Source organism: Pseudomonas sp. WP18 (genome assembly GCF_036689585.1).
Classification (GTDB): Bacteria; Pseudomonadota; Gammaproteobacteria; order Pseudomonadales; family Pseudomonadaceae; genus Aquipseudomonas; species Aquipseudomonas chlororaphis_E.
In genome coordinates this window covers 4075271-4090855 of sequence record NZ_CP144758.1, presented here as the reverse complement: position 1 = coordinate 4090855, position 15585 = coordinate 4075271, and the positions used below count along the sequence as shown (strand labels likewise).

Below are 15585 nucleotides of genomic sequence, written 5' to 3'. Positions count from 1 at the left end.
CGCCGATAACCGCTGTCTACCGCCGGCACGGTGTCTGCCGTGGGGTTATCGAACGATGGAGGAAGACCGATGTATAAAGCGCTCACCCTGTTTCTGTTGCTGGTTTCGTCCGGGTTGCAGGCGCAACCGTCACTGCAAACGGACTTGCCGCTCAACTACCTGGCCCAGGCCGATGAGCAGGCCCGCAACCGACCGCTGGTGATCTTCCTGCACGGCTCCGGCAGCAACGAACAGGACCTGTTCGCACTCAAGGACGAGCTGCCCCAGCACTATAACTACCTCTCGGTGCGCGCACCGAAAACCATGGAGCCGGGGCACTACCAATGGTTTGCCAAGGCCGGCGAGGGCGCCTACGACGGTGACGCCTCGGACCTGAAGGCCAGCGGCCAGTTACTGTTGGACTTCATCGAAAAGGCCCGAGCCAAGTACCCCACCGATGCGAGCAATGTCTACCTGGTGGGGTTCAGCCAGGGGGCGATGATGAGCTATGAAGTGGCCCTGCGGCACCCCGAGGCCGTCGGTGGCATTGCCGCGATGGGCGGGCGGGTGCTCTCAGTGCTGCGCTCCGAACTGACCCCTGACGAGTCGCGACGGGCGCTGGCAGTGTTCATCGGCCATGGCACGGTAGACCCGATCATTCCCTACCATGACGGCACCGAGGCCGATTCCTTCCTGAAGACCCTGGCGCTGGAACCGGAATTCCATGCCTACCTTGGGCTTGGTCACAACATCAGTGCGCAGGAAGTGCAGGACTTACGGGCGTGGTTGGAACGGCTCAATCCCTAGAAAACCCGGTTGGATGTGGCGATGCCATCGCGAGCAGGCCTTCTCCCACAGTTTGATCGGGGTGGGCTTCGATACTTCGGCCGAAACAAGCCCCTGTGGGAGCGGGCTTGCCCGCGAATGCGTCGTGTCAGCTTGCATCAATACTGAATGTGCCATTGTCTTCGCGAGCAAGCCCGCTCCCACATTTTAATCGGGGTGGGCTTCACTTCCGCGCCGTACACCATCCCCCTGTGGGAGCGAGCCTGCTCGCGATCGGAGCGACGCGGTCTCCTGGAATCACAGCCCCATCACTGCCCACTGGCGATCCGTTTCACCAGCGCCTCATGACCGGCCTTGTCACTAGCGCGGGAGATGATCTGCACCACCGCCATGCGCGTGCCGGAAGCGCCCAGCAAGGTGGTGTCGAGGGTCGGCCCGCCGCCCTGGGTGGCGCGGGTGTCGAGTTGGCGCAACCCCAGGCCGCTGCCTTTCTGGGTCAGGCTTTTTTCGCTGAGGATCTTGGCGTCCGGCAGGGCCTGGGTGCGCTGGGCAGCGAAGCCGGCCATGGTCGTGTCGAGAAACGCGCCATCGTTATCCTTCACGGACGTACCATCGGCAATGGTGTTTTCAGCAGCGATCACCACCGTCCGGCTGGTGGCGTTGCTGTACATCGTCCCTGTCGCGCCAGCGGTGCCCTGGGCTGCTTCGCCGGCGGGCAGTGGCGTTGCCGTGAAGCCCTTGGGCAAGGTGAAGACGAACTTTCCGGACAGCATCGAGACCTTCTGCGCCGGTGCCTCGCCGGTGGATTTGGGTTGGGCGGCCTGGGCAGGTACTGCGGCCAGGCTGGCGATGACCGCCAGCAGCAGGGCGGCAGCGTATTGACTCGGCATTGACATTGACACTCTCCACAGGTGGTCGCGCTTGAGCGGCGATCATCCCATGGGCATCGCACCTGACTCCAGCGCAACGTCAGGCACGTCGGTCATTTCGGTGCGGCTACGCAGGCCGATGGAGGCGTGCGCACCAACAGGCGTCGGGTCACCAGAAGCATGACCGCCGAGACGGCAACGCCAAGGGCAAAGGCCGGCAGGCCCAGCATCGGCAGGGTCAGGGCCACGGTCAGGCAGAACGCGGCGAAGCAATACATGCCGGTGGCCGTGGCTCGCAGCAACGCAGCCGTGAACGCCGGCCCGCGGGTTTGCTGGGAAAACACCGCCATGACACTGCCCAGCAGCGGAAACACCGCCAGCAACCCGCTCCAGCGTTCGCCCACGGTGCTGGCCAACCACGTCACCGCGAGGGTCAGCAACGCGCCGGCGATCATGCGCAGCAACAGTTTGTCGGACGTGCGCGTTGGCCTCTGCATCACGGGCCGGACCGCCGGGAACAGATAAGGCGCCGCCAGCAAAGCCACTGCCGCCAACAGGCTTGCCAATGGCAGCGAGGCCGGCAGCCAGGACAGCACCAGTGCCACCAAGGCCCAGGCCGCCAATGCAATGCCCAGCGCCCAAGGCCAACCCCGGCGCTGGGCAACCTGGGCGTACACCACGCAAAACGTAATCATCGCGAACATGGCCGACAACGCCGCCGTCGCCGATCGGGCGGCGAACGCCTCGCCCTGTTCCAGGGCCAGGAACAACAGAATTGGCCCCACCACCACCGGCAATCCCGACAGCCAACCGGCCACACTCGGGCCCCAGCGTCGACCGGCCAGGGAAATCAGCAACAGGAAACCCGGAATCACCAGCAGTTTGAGCAGCAGCACGCAGTCGTCCTTGTCGCTTCTCGGAGTGCCACGTTAACACCCAGCCCCTGGCCAGTGAACCGCGCCCACCGTGTTCAGGGCGTGGCCCCTGTCAGCGGTCCCAATAGGGGACTTCGCCAAAACACTCGAAGAAGAAATCGATCACCGTGCGCACCTTCACGGACAACCGGCGGCTGCCCGGCCACAGCATGGCGATCTGTTGGGGTTCGAGGCTGTTGGAGGCTTCGTAGTCGCGCAGCACCGGCACCAATGTGCCGTTGCGCACCGCTTCACCGATCAGCCATGACGGAAACATCACCAGCCCCAGGCCCTGCTCGGCGGCCTGGGTCAAGGTGTCGGCGTGGTTGCCGGTGATCGGGCCCTTGACGCTGTAGGGCGTCCACGCCTGGCCGGGGCGGCGGAAAAACCAACGCTGCTGGCCGGTGACGCCTTTGTAGGCCAGGCATTGGTGGTGCGCCAGGTCCTGGGGCTTGAGGGGCGTGCCGTGACGGGCCAGGTAGGCCGGGCTGGCGGCGATCTGGAAGCGATGGGCGGCGATGATCCGCGCCTGCATGCCGGAGTCGTGTAGCGGACCGATGCGAAACAGCAGGTCGGCCCCCTCCTGGAGCGGATCGACGTAGCTGTCGGTTTGCTGGATCTCCAGTTGCAGCTTCGGATAGCGCTCGCACAGCGGTCCCAGCCAAGGGCTGAGGTGGCGTTGGCCGAACACCACCGGGGCATTGATCCGCACCAGGCCGGACGGCTCGCTGTGTTGCTCCTGCAAGGCCTGTTCGGCTTCCTCCAACTGCACCAGCAGCAGGCGTGCGTGGTGGCCCAGCAGGCGGCCGGCCTCGGTCGGGGAGACCGCACGGGTGTGACGATAGAGCAGTTGCTGGTTCAGGGCCTGCTCCATCAGCTGGACCTGCCGGGAGATGGAGGAGGGCGCCAGGCCTTCGCGTCGGGCCACCTCGGAAAAGCTGCCGTGGTCGAGCACTGCGACAAAGAGTCGGAGTGCCTTGAAGCCAAGCTCGTCAAGCCCCTGCATGGGCGATTCCTTCTGTGCGTAATACGCAAAAGTGTTGTCGGGATGCTCCCATTTATCGCACAGCGATGCCAGCCGATAATGCCGGCCCTTCTTTCCTGGAACAGGGTGTGACTATGCAAGCGTCTTCCATCAGCGAGGCCGAATCGGTGACGGCTACCGCCAAACCCCGGCCGTTCTTGCGCTGGCTGTTGCTGCCGCTGGTGATTCTGGCGGGCATGGGGTTGTCGGTGGAGGCTGGCCTGTTGGGGCCGCTGGGCGTTCAGGTCGGTCATTTGTGGGCCACCTTGAGCATTTTCGGCGTGGGCTCGGCGGTTCTGTTCCTGCTGTTGCTGCTCAGTGGCCGGCAGCCAGGGCCGGCGTTGAGTGAACTGCCGCGCTGGCAACTGATCGGCGGTTTCCTGGGACCGGTCTACGTGGTGGTGCTCACGCTCGCCACGCCTCACATCGGTATTGCCATGACCATGGTCGCGATTCTTTCCGGCCAGGTGGGCAAAAGCGTGCTGATCGATCACTTCGGCTGGTTCGGTGCCACCCGTAAGCGCGTCAATGGCGAGCGCTGGTTGGCGTTGGCACTGATTGTCGTGGCCCTTGTCCTGATTGCCCGAGGTTGATGATGAATCTGGTTCTTTTGTTGCTGGTGGTGGTCGCGGCGGGGGCGGTGTTGAGCGTGCAGGCCGCCATCAATGGTCGTCTGGGACAGACGGTCGGGGTGTTGCGCAGCAGCTTGCTGACGTTTGTCGTGGGCGCGGTGATCACTGGCCTGCTGATCGTGTTTTTCGAGCCGGCCCACGCGGTCACCTTGCTGGAGGTGCCGAAATGGCAACTCAGTGGCGCGCTGTTCGGCGTGGTCTACATGATGGTGATGGTAGGGGCGGTGCCCAGGGTCGGCACCGCCGTCGCGACAGTTGCGGTGATCGTCGGCCAACTGGGCATGGGCATGCTGATCGACAACTTCGGCTGGCTGGGCAACCCGGCCATCGAGTTGTCCGGCAGCCGGATGTTGGCCATGGTCTGCCTGGCACTGGCGCTGGTGTTCATGTATCGCAGCAGCGCGCGGCAGGCCTGAGCGCCTCAGTCGGGTTCGACGTCCAGTTGCAGGCTGTCGTCGGCCAGGCGCTCGGTGCGTCGGACGATGCCGCTGATGCGCCGGCCCTCGGCGCTGAACACCACGATCTGAGCCTTGTGCAGGTCCTCCGGCAGCGGCGGCCTGACGTGCAGCGCGAACCAGGGTGGTTCGCCGTCGTCGAGGCGCTTGACGTCGAGCTGGCACTCGATGGTTTTGGTTTCGCGGCCAAACAGGGTGTCCAGACCGTAGTCAAGGTGAGTGCTGTCGGCGGCGGCAGGGGCATTGGGCATCGCAGTCTCCTGGATGGGTACGCTGGGATGATGTTCAAGTGATCCCCCAGGCAATGGAAAATTCCATCGCAGTGAGGTCGGCGGGGCTGCGAGGGCTAGCCGGGATCGATGCCCGCGTCGCAACGCCCTCCACAGGCGCGAGGATCAGGACCTGGGCACCCCGTGCTCCCAGGTCGACCAGTGCTTGACGATGTCCTGCACCAGCGGGTTGCCGGTGCGGAACAGGTTTTCCAGGGCGGGGACGAACGCGCCCTGGTCGGCGTACTTGAGCAGGTTGTCCACTTCATTGCCGCCGGGCTCGGGTCGATCGAAGTCGGAGCCGGCGCGCAGCACTGCGAGCCGATTGATGTCCACCCGACCCTCACGACTGGCCCGCAACAAGGCCTCGTAGGTGGAGTTGTCTTCCTGCTGGGTGGTGCAATACACGCCTTTGTTATCGGTGAGCAGGCGGGTCCAGACTTCGGCCCGTTCGCTCAGGCGCGTCCCGGAAAACCAGGTGTTGCCCGCCAGCGTGTCGCAGCGGGTCACCACCGGTGGCTGGTTGGCCGGAGCGTAGGGGTATTTCACGCGCCAGGCTGCCGACGCCTCGCTTTCCGTCAGGCTCACGTTCTGGCTGAGGGCAAAGGCCTTGGCTTGCAGCGCGGGGTTGAGTTCGAAGACTTCGGTCTTGTAGTCCAGCGGCGGCTTTTCGTTGGGACCCTTGGTGTTGATGCCCAGGTAGCCGGTGGGCCAGTCCTTGGGCACGTCCCGCGAGTCGAGCTCCCACTGGGTGCCAAATTCCACCAGGTAATGGGCCCAGGCGGTCGTGCCCAGGGTGCCGTGATGCGGGTTGATCCCAGCGATCCCGGCCACCAGGAAATAACTCTTGCGCAGGTCGACGCGGGGCGACAGGGCCAGGGCCAATGTCGAGGCGGCGGCGTTGGTCTGGCCCATGCCGGTGATCATCAGACAGACCCGTTCGGCGTTGCAACGGATCGTCGGGTACTCGGCCGACAGCCCGGGGATGCGGATTTCATCCTTGAGCGCCAGGCGCTCGATCCAGTTTTGTGCCTCGGGGGCAAACATCGTGATCAGCATGACCTTGGGCTGCAGCGGCGGGGCTGCTCCGGCGGTCGTGCTGAACAGGGCGGCCGTTGCCAGGCCGAATGGAACACACAGGCGATTGATCATGCTTTCGTGACCTCCGTGGAATCGAAACAGATGCTTTTGTGGGCAGGTATCGGATCAGAATTGATAGCCAACCCCCGCGTAATACCCCCAGCCATCGGATCGGGCGCGGAAGCTGCCTTCGCCAAAATCAAGCTCGCTGCCGTCCTGCCAGTTGCCCCCGTTGTGGAAATAGCGGCCCACCAGGGTAAAGCGCAAGTGCGTGAACGAGTACAGCAGGACATTGGTGGCGACCGTGGCGTTGGCGGTGCGCGCCGGGTTGTCCTTGTGCAGGTCCGAACCGAAGTCGAAATTGGTGAAGCCGATGTAGGTCAGCGAAGCGCCGTTGCTGAACTGGCTGATCGGCACGATGTACTTGAGCTGGGCGCGGTAGCCGTCCCAGGAATACTCATTGCTGGCGCCGTAGTTTTCCCATTGGTAGCGAGCATAGAGGTTAGCCGACAGGTTGACCCTCGAATGGGTGTCGATGTCGGTGCCCAGGCCGCTGTACAAGGTGTTGGCGCGATTGGCGCTGTTGCTGCCGTGATCGTAGATCCAGTCGAACGCCACGTACCATTCCTTGAACGGTCCGATGGCCAGGCTACGTCCGGCCAGGGTATCGATGGAAATGCGCGGCTCATGCTCCATGAACACCGGCGAGCCATGGTCCCACACGCCTTTGTCGTGGCTGTTGCCGATGGTGAAGAGCTTCGGGATGTCGACGTAGCCGTACAGTTCGAACGGGCCCTTGCGACCGAAATATTCGTACTCCAGGTACACGTCGTCGGTGGGTTGTGGGCCGAATCTGATGTCTTTGCTGCCAATGATCGTCAGGTCCTGGTTGTACCAGTCCGACAGGTAGGCGCCTTTTTTCGGCGGGGTGGCCTCGGGGCTGAGGGCTTCGCCCTGGGCGGACGTTTCGTTCGTCTGCGCCAGCGTGGTGCTGCTGAGTAGTCCGGTAACGGCGGTCAGTAGCAGGCAGGCTGCCCAAGGACCGGGCGAGGTGCAACGCCGGGAAGTGTGGTGCATGGAAAATCCTTGTCCGAGCGGGCCGAAGCCCGTGTTCCGTGATTGAAGAAACCGTCGTCGTTTCGCGGCGAGCGACTGGCTTCGCAAACGTTTGCATATCCTGTACCAGATTTTCGTACAGGCTTGAAAAACAAAGGGAACGGCCGTTTTTTCTGGCCTTTTGGTCAATCTTCATGCCGTGGTCACCGTGCCGCCATTTGAAGAGGCACCAAAGGGTGGCAGGCCCTGTTGCCTGGCACTCATCGTGTGCGGCTCTGGGGCACGGGGGATGCTGGTAGACTCGGTCACCTTGACTGACAAGAGGTATGCCCATGAGCGAGCCTATTCGCCTGACCCAGTACAGCCACGGTGCTGGCTGCGGCTGCAAGATTTCGCCCCAGGTACTGGAAGTGATCCTGGCCGGCAGCGGTGCGCAGAACCTCGACCCCAACCTGTGGGTCGGCAATGCGTCCAGGGATGACGCCGCGGTATACGCCATCGACGAAACCCGCGGGGTCGTCTCGACCACTGATTTCTTCATGCCGATTGTCGATGACCCTTTCGATTTCGGACGCATCGCCGCCACCAATGCCATCAGCGACATCTACGCCATGGGCGGTGATCCGCTGATGGCTATCGCGATTCTCGGCTGGCCCGTGAACGTGCTAGCCCCGGAAATCGCCCGGGAGGTGATTCGCGGCGGGCGTTCGGTGTGTGACGAGGCGGGCATTCCCCTGGCGGGCGGGCATTCGATCGATGCACCGGAGCCGATCTTCGGCCTGGCGGTCACCGGCCTGGTGCAAAAGCGCCATATGAAACGCAACGACACCGCCACTGCGGGGTGCCGCTTGTACCTGACCAAGCCCCTGGGCATCGGCATCCTCACCACCGCTGAAAAGAAGGGCAAGCTGCGGGCCGCCGACGTTGGCCTGGCCCGTGACTGGATGTGCACCCTGAACAAGCCTGGCAGCCGTTTCGGCAAGCTCGATGGCGTAACGGCGATGACCGACGTCACCGGCTTCGGCCTGCTCGGGCATCTGGTGGAAATGGCCGATGGCAGCCAGGTGACGGCGCGCATCCGCTATGACGCGGTGCCGCGCCTGTCGAGCGTCGAGTATTACCTCGACCTGGGCTGTGTGCCGGGCGGCACGTTGCGCAACTACGACAGCTACGCCAGCCGGGTGGGCCGGGTCCAGGAATTGCACAAGCGGGTCTTGTGCGACCCACAGACCAGTGGCGGGCTGCTGATCGCCGTCACCGCGCAGGGCGAAGCGGAGTTTCTGCGGGTCGCCGCGGAGCTCGGCCTGGCGCTGGAGCCGATTGGCGAACTGGTCGAGCGACAGACCCACGCGGTCGAGGTGTCATGATGGCCGATGACATCACCGATTACCGCGACATCTTCCTCAACGACCGGCCCATGATGGACACCCGGGCGCCCATCGAATTTATCAAGGGGGCCTTCCCCGGCGTAGTCAACTTGCCGCTGATGACCGACAGCGAGCGGCAACGCGTCGGTACTTGCTACAAGCAGCAAGGGCAGCAGGCGGCGATCGTGCTGGGTCATCAGCTGGTGTCCGGCCAGACCAAGGCACAACGCATCCAGGCCTGGGCCGAGTTTGCCCACACGCATCGCGAGGGTCTTCTGTACTGCTTTCGCGGCGGCTTGCGTTCGCAGATCGTCCAGCAGTGGCTCAAGGACGAAGCGGGCATCGAGTACCCCAGGGTGGCCGGCGGCTACAAGGCCATGCGCACGTTCCTGCTGGAGACGGTCGAGCAGGCGGTCAGCCAGTGCGACCTGGTGTTGCTGGGGGGCATGACCGGCACCGGCAAGACCGACGTGCTGGCCCAGCTGGAAAACAGCCTTGACCTGGAAGGCCATGCCAACCATCGCGGTTCGAGTTTCGGCAAGCGCGCCACTGGGCAGCCGTCCAACATCGATTTCGAGAACCGCCTGGCGGTGGACGTGTTGAAAAAGCGCGCGGCGGGCATCGAGCACTTCGTGCTGGAAGATGAGAACCGCATGATCGGCAGTTGCGCCTTGCCCCTGTCATTGTTCCAGCGCATGCAGCAGGTGCCGATGGTCTGGTTGCAAGACAGCGTAGAGCGGCGGGTTGAGCGGATCCTGCGGGACTACATCGTCAACCTGTGCGCCGAGTTCGTCGCGGTCCAGGGCGAACAGGGGTTCTCAGCGTTTGCCGAGCGGTTGTTGGCGAGCCTGGGCAACATCCAGAAGCGCCTGGGGGGCGACCGTCACCGGCGCTTGATGGGCATCCTGGAAGCTGCCCTGGCGGAGCAGGCTCGCAGCGGCGCGGTCGACCTGCATCGGGATTGGATCGAAGGCCTGCTGCGTGAGTACTACGACCCGATGTACGTGTACCAGCGGGAGAAAAAGGGCTTGCGGATCGAGTTCTCGGGGGAGCAGGCGGCGGTGGTGGAGTATTTGCGGGAGCGGGCGGCGAGCGTGGGTCAGCCTCAACAGTGAATTTCACCGCAACCCCATGTGGGAGCGGGCTTGCTCGCGAAAGCGGTGTGTCAGCTCGCATCTCTTTTGAATGTGTCGACGCCTTCGCGAGCAAGCCCGCTCCCACAGGGTTTGTGGCTGTCCGGCATTCAGGTGCCAGCCTGCTAGAGCACCACCGCCCCAATCAACCCGCAAACAATCCCCACCACCATGGTCAGCAGCGCCACGGTCACCAGCACGCGGGCATCGAAATCCTTGCGCAGCATCAACAGCGACGGCAGGCTGATGCTCGGCAGGGTCATCAGCAACGCGACGGCGGGGCCGGTGCCCATGCCGAGGGTCATCATGGTCTGCACGATCGGGATTTCCGCCGCGGTAGGAATCACGAACAGCGTGCCGACAATGGCCAGCGGTACCAGCCACACCAGGCTGTCGGCCATGGCGCCGTCGACGTGGGGGAACAGCCAGACCCGCGCCGCGCCCAGCACCAGCACCGCCAGCACGTAGATCGGGATGGTGCTCCAGAACAACTGCCACAAGGTCCGGCCCCAACGGATCAGGAACGGCTGCGCATCCACCGTGCTGGCTTCGGCCACCGCTTCCACGGCGGCTTCGGGCAGGGTCTCGGGGCGGGCAATGCGCTGGGCCACCATCGACACGCCGAACACCAGCACGATACCGGCCACCAGACGCAGGGCGGTGAAACCCCAGCCCAGCACGAAGCCCATGAACACCAGCGTCGCCGGGTTGAGGACCGGGTTGCCGATCCAGAAGGCCAGTGCCGCGCCCACCGAAACGTTCTGCCGACGCAGGCCGGCCGCCACTGGCGCGGCGCAGCACGAGCACATCATGCCGGGCAGCGCGAACAGCCCACCGCGCAAGGTCGAGGCAAAGCCGGCCCGGCCGAACAGGCGCAGCAACCAGTCACGGGGGATCAACACTTGCAGCAGGGAGCCGAGGATCACCGCCAGCACCGCCGCCTTCCAGATGGCCAGGAAGTACACCTGGGCGTAGGCCAGGGCCGCTGTCAGCGGCGCGGTCTGGGCATCATTGAGGATCGAGCCGCCGATGCTGTGGTTGTCGGCGGCGACAAAGGCCTTGAGGTAGTAGGGCGACCACTTGACGTAATAGAGGCCGACGCAGGCCACCAGCAGGAATAGGGCAGGCTTGCACCAGAACGACCAGCCCCGGTGAGCAGCGGCAGAGGATGAAGACATGGAGAAAATCCGGGTAGCGGGAGAATGGCTGCATCATACCCCGCGGCACTGACTCCCGCCGAGAGCAACGTCCTCCCGTCGGTCAGGACCTGACGCCCCCGCCACCGCGGCTGATGCCTCAGGTCGGGCAGGTTTCCTGGCCGTTATCCAGGCCTTGCTTGTAGGTCCGGCTGGAGAGGCTGGCCTTGCCGTTGTGCCAGGTCAGGGTCAGCACATACAACGAATCGAAATCCCCGGATTCCCAGTCTTCGGTAATGGTCTGCTTCTTGCCGACGGCCTCGCCGGCGACCTTGTTGATCAGCTCCGGCAGGTAGCCATGGGACCAGGCGGTGTAGATGGTGGCGTTGTGGTACTTGTCGTGCAGCAACTCATCCGCCAGGTCACTGGTGTCGTTGGCCGAATAATTGATGTTCACCGGCAGCCCGAGCTTGATGGCGCTGGGGCTGATGGTCATCAGCGGGCGAATGTAGCTGTAGGAGTTATCCAGTTCGCCCTCTTCGACGTTGCGGGTCGGGTTGGCCGCGAACACATAGTCGGCCTTGCCGAATTTTTCCGGCAGCAGGGTGGCCAGGTCGATGGCCCGGTTGAGGCCCTGGCAATTGAGTTGGCCCAGGCCGCCGGCCGGTTTTTCGGCATGGCGCAGGAACACCAGGGTCTGGACACCGTCGACTGGCTGGGCGCGACTGACGCTGGACTCCAGCGACAGCGCCAGGCCGCAGACCACCAGTAAGGTCGGCAGCAGCAGCCACGAACGGTGCTGCAGGCGCTTGGCGAAATTCAGTGGGTTCATCATCGGATCGATTCTTCAGTCTTCTTTGAGTCAGGCTGACAAACCCTGGCACCACGAGGCGGATGGCCTCGGGTGTTTTCCTTGTCATGACGCCGCCTCGGTTCCCTTAAGGGCATTGCTCAGAGTCCATTGAGGCCCTTTGGTTCGATCCTGCGGCCGGTTCCTTCCCAGCGATGCACTGAACATTAGCGACAGGATGTTGCGAAATTAAGAACAGCGCAGGGGCTGATCACGCCTATGAGGTCTTTCCGGATTTGGATTATCCTCGCTCATCCATTCTTCTCGGAACCTGCGACCATGGCTGACCTGAATCCATTTCCCATCACCCGCAAATGGCCCGCTCAATACCCTGAGTGGATCCAGCTCTATTCGCTGCCGACCCCCAACGGCGTGAAAGTCTCGATCATGCTCGAAGAGATCGGCCTGCCGTACGAGCCTCATAAAGTGGACTTCGGCAGCAATGATCAGTTATCCCCCGAGTTCCTGTCCCTGAACCCCAACAACAAGATTCCGGCGATTCTCGACCCCCACGGGCCGGGGGATAAGCCGCTGGCGCTGTTCGAGTCGGGGGCGATCCTGATCTACCTGGCGGACAAGAGCGGCCAGTTGCTGGCCCAGGACTCGGCGGCGCGCTACGAGACGATCCAGTGGCTGATGTTCCAGATGGGCGGGATCGGGCCGATGTTCGGGCAGCTGGGGTTCTTCAACAAGTTCGCCGGCAAGGACTACGAGGACAAGCGCCCCCGTGACCGTTACGTCGAGGAAAGCAAACGCCTGCTCAAAGTGCTCGACGGGCGCCTGCAAGGACGCGACTGGATCATGGGCGAGCGCTACACCATCGCCGACATCGCGACCTTTCCATGGGTGCGCAATCTGATCGGCTTCTACGAGGCCGGTGACCTGGTGGGCATCCAGCACTTTCCCAACGTGACGCGGGTATTGGAGCGCTTCCTGGCGCGACCGGCGGTGGTTCGTGGGCTGAAGATTCCGGAATGAGCGGCTGATGACGCCCGGGCAGTGCTGGGGTGATTTGCATCAATGGCACGTTGGCCCTGTAGAGCGATTATTGCCCGGCCGGTAACACTCTGTTTTCCAGCCGGCGTTTGTGCCCGGGTCGACCAGGGCATAAGCTTTGCCCCCTGTGATCGAGCCCCCAATTGCCCAGGAGTCCCATGTCCAGCCAGTTCCCCGAAGCACGTCCACGCCGTCTGCGTCGCAATGCCAGCTTGCGCAGCCTGTTCCAGGAAACCGAGTTCACTCTGAACGACCTGGTGCTGCCGATTTTCGTCGAAGAGGAAATTGACGACTTCGTGCCGATCAAGAGCATGCCGGGCGTGGTGCGCATCCCTGAATCGAAACTGGCCAGCGAGATCGAACGCTACGCCCGGGCCGGCATCAAGGCCGTGATGACCTTTGGCGTCTCCCACCACCTGGACGGCGACGGCAGCGATACCTGGAGCGAGCGTGGCCTGGTGTCGCGCATGGCCGGCATCTGCAAGGACGCCGTGCCGGAAATGATCGTGATGTCCGATACCTGCTTTTGCGAGTACACCGATCATGGCCATTGTGGCGTCCTGCACGGGCACGAAGTGGACAATGACCGGACCTTGGTCAACCTGGGCAAGCAGGCCGTGGCAGCGGCCCGCGCCGGCGCCGATGTGATCGCCCCGTCGGCGGCCATGGACGGCCAGGTCCAGGCCATCCGCAGGGCCCTGGACGAAGCCGGTTTCAGCCAGACGGCGATCATGGCTTACTCGACCAAATTCGCCTCGGCGCTGTATGGGCCGTTCCGCGAAGCCGGCGGCAGCGCCTTGAAGGGCGACCGCAAAAGCTACCAGATGAACCCGATGAACCGCCGCGAAGCCCTGCGCGAATCGCTGCTCGATGAGCAGGAAGGGGCCGATGCGTTGATGGTCAAGCCGGCCGGTGCCTACCTGGACATCATCCGCGACATCCGCCAGGCGTCGAACCTGCCGCTGTCGGCTTATCAGGTCAGTGGCGAATACGCGATGATCAAGTTCGCCGCCCAGGCCGGCGCCATCGACGAAGCCCGGGTGGTCCGTGAAAGCCTGGGGGCGATCAAGCGAGCAGGGGCCGACCTGATCTTCACCTATTTTGCGATGGACCTGGCGTCAAGCGGGATCTGACCACGGATCCAGAGTGTAAACACCTGTGGGAGCGAGCTTGCTCGCGAAGGCGTCGGCACATCCCGCCAGGGTGCAACCGGTCGATTCCGAGGGGAGGGTGTGGCGACCCGTCGCCCCGAGTGAGCGAACGTAGCCTCGTCCGGCATTTGGTCGTATGGTGGCTGCGGACCAACGGACCTCATGGGGCAACATGCAACTCACTCGATGGATGATCAGCCTTGTCGCATTACTGGCCCTGGCCGGTTGCGGCAGTCGCCAGGCCCAGGAGCCTGAACGCCAACCGGACGAGGTCAAACGGCAGATCGTGCGGTTGCTGCCGTCAAAGACCGCGGATCGCGAAGGGTGGGCCAATGACATCTATGTGGCCTTCTCGGCCCAGCAGATCTCGACCACGACGCAGAATATCTGTGCAGTCCTGGCGGTGACCGAGCAGGAATCAACCTTCCAGGCCGACCCCAGCGTGCCGGGGCTGGGCAAGATCGCCCGGGAAGAGATCGATCGCCGCGCAGCGAAGATGCACATTCCCAGGCTGTTGATCAGCGGTGCGCTTGAGCTGCGCTCGCCCAACGGCAAAAGCTACGCCGACCGGCTCAACGCGGTGCGCAGCGAGAAGGCGTTGAGCGAGATCTTCGATGATTTCATCGGCATGGTGCCGCTGGGCAAGACGCTGTTCGACGGCTTCAACCCGGTGCACACCGGTGGGCCGATGCAGGTCAGCATCGCCTTTGCCCAGGCCAATGCCCGCAATTATCCCTACACGGTGGATGGCTCGATTCGTCGCGAAGTGTTCAGCCGTCGCGGCGGCCTGTATTTCGGCATCGCCCATCTGTTGGGCTATCCGGTGAGCTACACCGAGCCGCTGTACCGTTTCGCCGATTTCAATGCCGGGTGGTACGCCAGTCGCAATGCGGCGTTCCAGCATGCGGTGAGTCGGGCGTCGGGCATTTCCCTGGCGCTGGACGGTGATCTGATCCTGCATGACGCCATCATGCCGGGTAGCACGGAGCTGGCGGTACGCACGCTGGGCAAGTCGTTGGGAATGCGCAACCCGACCATTCGCGATCAACTGGAGATGGGGGACAGCCTGGCGTTCGAGGACAGCAAGCTCTACAAGCGGGTGTTCGAGCTGGCCGAAAGCGCGGAAGGCAAGCCGTTGCCGCGGGCGGTGTTGCCGGGGATCGTGCTCAAGAGCCCGAAGATCACACGCACGTTGACCACGGCGTGGTTTGCCAAGCGGGTGGATGAGCGTTATCAGCGGTGTATGGCGCGGGCGTCGGGGCGGTAGCGATGACGCGAGGTCGATGGCGGGGCTTGGGTATTTGAGAAGAGACCGTGGCGAGGGTGCTTGCTCGCGGTTATTGTCGGGGGCTGCGTTGCAGCCCAGCGGGAGCAAGCTCCCTCGCCACGGTGGGTGTTGCATTGTCTGGGGCCTGGGTTGCATGGGCCTCCTTCATGCGCGGTTCTCGATCAGGCGATCGGAACCACCTTCGGCGACACGGCGTTCCAGCAGGCGATCGGAACCACCTTCGGCGACGCGGCGTTCCAGCAGGCGATCAGCACCACCTTCGGCGACGCGGCGTTCCAGCAGGCGATCGGCGCCACCTTCGGCGACACGGCGTTCCAGCAGGCGATCGGCACCGCCTTCGGCAACGCGGCGTTCCAGCAGGCGATCGGAACCACCCTCGGCGACGCGGCGTTCCAGCAGGCGATCGGCGCCACCTTCGGCGACGCGTTTTTCGATCAGGCGATCAGAGCCGCCTTCGGCGACAACAGGTTGGGCGGTGGCGGCGAATACGTTGGCGGCCAGGACCGAGAAAGCAAGGCTGAGGATGATTTGGCGTTTCATGAGGGTGTGCTCCGGGGTGCAGTGGTTGGTGTGGCGCCATTGTTGCGTCCGACCACCGTC

Annotated in this window: 17 protein-coding genes; 8 read left to right on the top strand and 9 right to left on the bottom strand. The window is 63.7% G+C overall.

Features of this window, described 5'->3' with window-relative positions; translation table 11 throughout:
* The first annotated feature begins 69 nt into the window (after positions 1 to 69).
* Positions 70 to 786 carry an alpha/beta fold hydrolase gene (locus V5F23_RS18005; RefSeq protein ID WP_212802803.1) on the top strand — a complete coding sequence of 239 codons (717 nt, stop codon included), beginning with the start codon at positions 70 to 72 and terminating at the stop codon, positions 784 to 786.
* A gap of 287 nt (positions 787 to 1073) precedes the next feature.
* Here the strand turns inward: V5F23_RS18005 and V5F23_RS18000 are convergent, their stop codons facing one another.
* From V5F23_RS18000 to V5F23_RS17990, 3 genes are all read right to left on the bottom strand, one after another.
* Positions 1074 to 1661, bottom strand: coding sequence for a hypothetical protein (locus V5F23_RS18000; protein ID WP_042729703.1), 588 nt, complete (start codon positions 1659 to 1661; stop codon positions 1074 to 1076).
* A gap of 86 nt (positions 1662 to 1747) precedes the next feature.
* Positions 1748 to 2530, bottom strand: coding sequence for a hypothetical protein (locus V5F23_RS17995; RefSeq protein WP_212802801.1), 783 nt, complete (start codon positions 2528 to 2530; stop codon positions 1748 to 1750).
* Positions 2531 to 2621: 91 nt separating this feature from the next.
* Positions 2622 to 3554, bottom strand: coding sequence for a LysR family transcriptional regulator (locus tag V5F23_RS17990; RefSeq protein WP_053149853.1), 933 nt, complete (start codon positions 3552 to 3554; stop codon positions 2622 to 2624).
* Between the two features lie 113 nt (positions 3555 to 3667).
* Between V5F23_RS17990 and V5F23_RS17985 the strand changes: the two genes are divergently transcribed.
* On the top strand, positions 3668 to 4165 hold the full coding sequence (locus V5F23_RS17985) for a DMT family transporter (RefSeq protein WP_042729706.1): 498 nt from the start codon (positions 3668 to 3670) through the stop codon (positions 4163 to 4165).
* Between the two features lie 2 nt (positions 4166 to 4167).
* Positions 4168 to 4620 (top strand): DMT family transporter, encoded by a 453-nt coding sequence (locus V5F23_RS17980; RefSeq protein ID WP_047739156.1) that lies wholly within the window; start codon positions 4168 to 4170, stop codon positions 4618 to 4620.
* Positions 4621 to 4625: 5 nt separating this feature from the next.
* Here the strand turns inward: V5F23_RS17980 and V5F23_RS17975 are convergent, their stop codons facing one another.
* From V5F23_RS17975 to V5F23_RS17965, 3 genes are all read right to left on the bottom strand, one after another.
* Positions 4626 to 4910 (bottom strand): hypothetical protein, encoded by a 285-nt coding sequence (locus V5F23_RS17975; RefSeq protein ID WP_047739155.1) that lies wholly within the window; start codon positions 4908 to 4910, stop codon positions 4626 to 4628.
* A 144-nt stretch (positions 4911 to 5054) separates the two neighbouring features.
* Positions 5055 to 6080 (bottom strand): purine nucleoside permease, encoded by a 1026-nt coding sequence (locus tag V5F23_RS17970; RefSeq protein ID WP_338495912.1) that lies wholly within the window; start codon positions 6078 to 6080, stop codon positions 5055 to 5057.
* A 54-nt stretch (positions 6081 to 6134) separates the two neighbouring features.
* Complete coding sequence (locus tag V5F23_RS17965; RefSeq protein ID WP_338495909.1) at positions 6135 to 7085, bottom strand: nucleoside-specific channel-forming protein Tsx; 951 nt, start codon at positions 7083 to 7085, stop codon at positions 6135 to 6137.
* A gap of 311 nt (positions 7086 to 7396) precedes the next feature.
* Between V5F23_RS17965 and selD the strand changes: the two genes are divergently transcribed.
* Together selD and mnmH are read left to right on the top strand one after the other, a co-directional pair.
* The gene (gene selD / locus V5F23_RS17960; RefSeq protein ID WP_042728739.1) at positions 7397 to 8431 is read left to right on the top strand and encodes a selenide, water dikinase SelD; all 1035 of its coding nucleotides are present in this window, start codon (positions 7397 to 7399) and stop codon (positions 8429 to 8431) included.
* Positions 8431 to 9546 (top strand): tRNA 2-selenouridine(34) synthase MnmH, encoded by a 1116-nt coding sequence (gene mnmH, locus V5F23_RS17955; protein WP_042728746.1) that lies wholly within the window; start codon positions 8431 to 8433, stop codon positions 9544 to 9546. The genes selD and mnmH overlap by 1 nt, the downstream gene beginning before the upstream one ends.
* A 143-nt stretch (positions 9547 to 9689) precedes the next feature.
* On the opposite strand, the gene V5F23_RS17950 is transcribed toward mnmH, so the two are convergent.
* Positions 9690 to 10742: a permease gene (locus tag V5F23_RS17950; protein WP_042728738.1), complete on the bottom strand. Its 1053-nt coding sequence runs from the start codon at positions 10740 to 10742 to the stop codon at positions 9690 to 9692.
* A 118-nt stretch (positions 10743 to 10860) separates the two neighbouring features.
* Complete coding sequence (locus V5F23_RS17945) at positions 10861 to 11535, bottom strand: hypothetical protein (protein WP_042728737.1); 675 nt, start codon at positions 11533 to 11535, stop codon at positions 10861 to 10863.
* A 294-nt stretch (positions 11536 to 11829) separates the two neighbouring features.
* Here V5F23_RS17945 and V5F23_RS17940 point away from each other — a divergent pair, with 294 nt between their 5' ends.
* The 3 genes from V5F23_RS17940 (at position 11830) to V5F23_RS17930 (ending at position 14964) form a co-directional block, all read left to right on the top strand.
* A complete protein-coding gene (locus V5F23_RS17940; protein ID WP_042728736.1) occupies positions 11830 to 12528 on the top strand; it encodes a glutathione binding-like protein in 699 nt (232 codons plus the stop codon).
* Between the two features lie 176 nt (positions 12529 to 12704).
* Positions 12705 to 13679, top strand: a complete 975-nt coding sequence (gene hemB, locus V5F23_RS17935) for a porphobilinogen synthase (protein WP_042728735.1) — start codon at positions 12705 to 12707, stop codon at positions 13677 to 13679.
* A 190-nt stretch (positions 13680 to 13869) separates the two neighbouring features.
* The gene (locus tag V5F23_RS17930) at positions 13870 to 14964 is read left to right on the top strand and encodes a DUF1615 domain-containing protein (RefSeq protein ID WP_338495906.1); all 1095 of its coding nucleotides are present in this window, start codon (positions 13870 to 13872) and stop codon (positions 14962 to 14964) included.
* A gap of 165 nt (positions 14965 to 15129) precedes the next feature.
* Here V5F23_RS17930 and V5F23_RS17925 read toward each other — a convergent pair whose 3' ends face one another.
* Positions 15130 to 15525, bottom strand: a complete 396-nt coding sequence (locus V5F23_RS17925; protein ID WP_047739150.1) for a hypothetical protein — start codon at positions 15523 to 15525, stop codon at positions 15130 to 15132.
* Between the last annotated feature and the right edge of the window lie 60 nt (positions 15526 to 15585).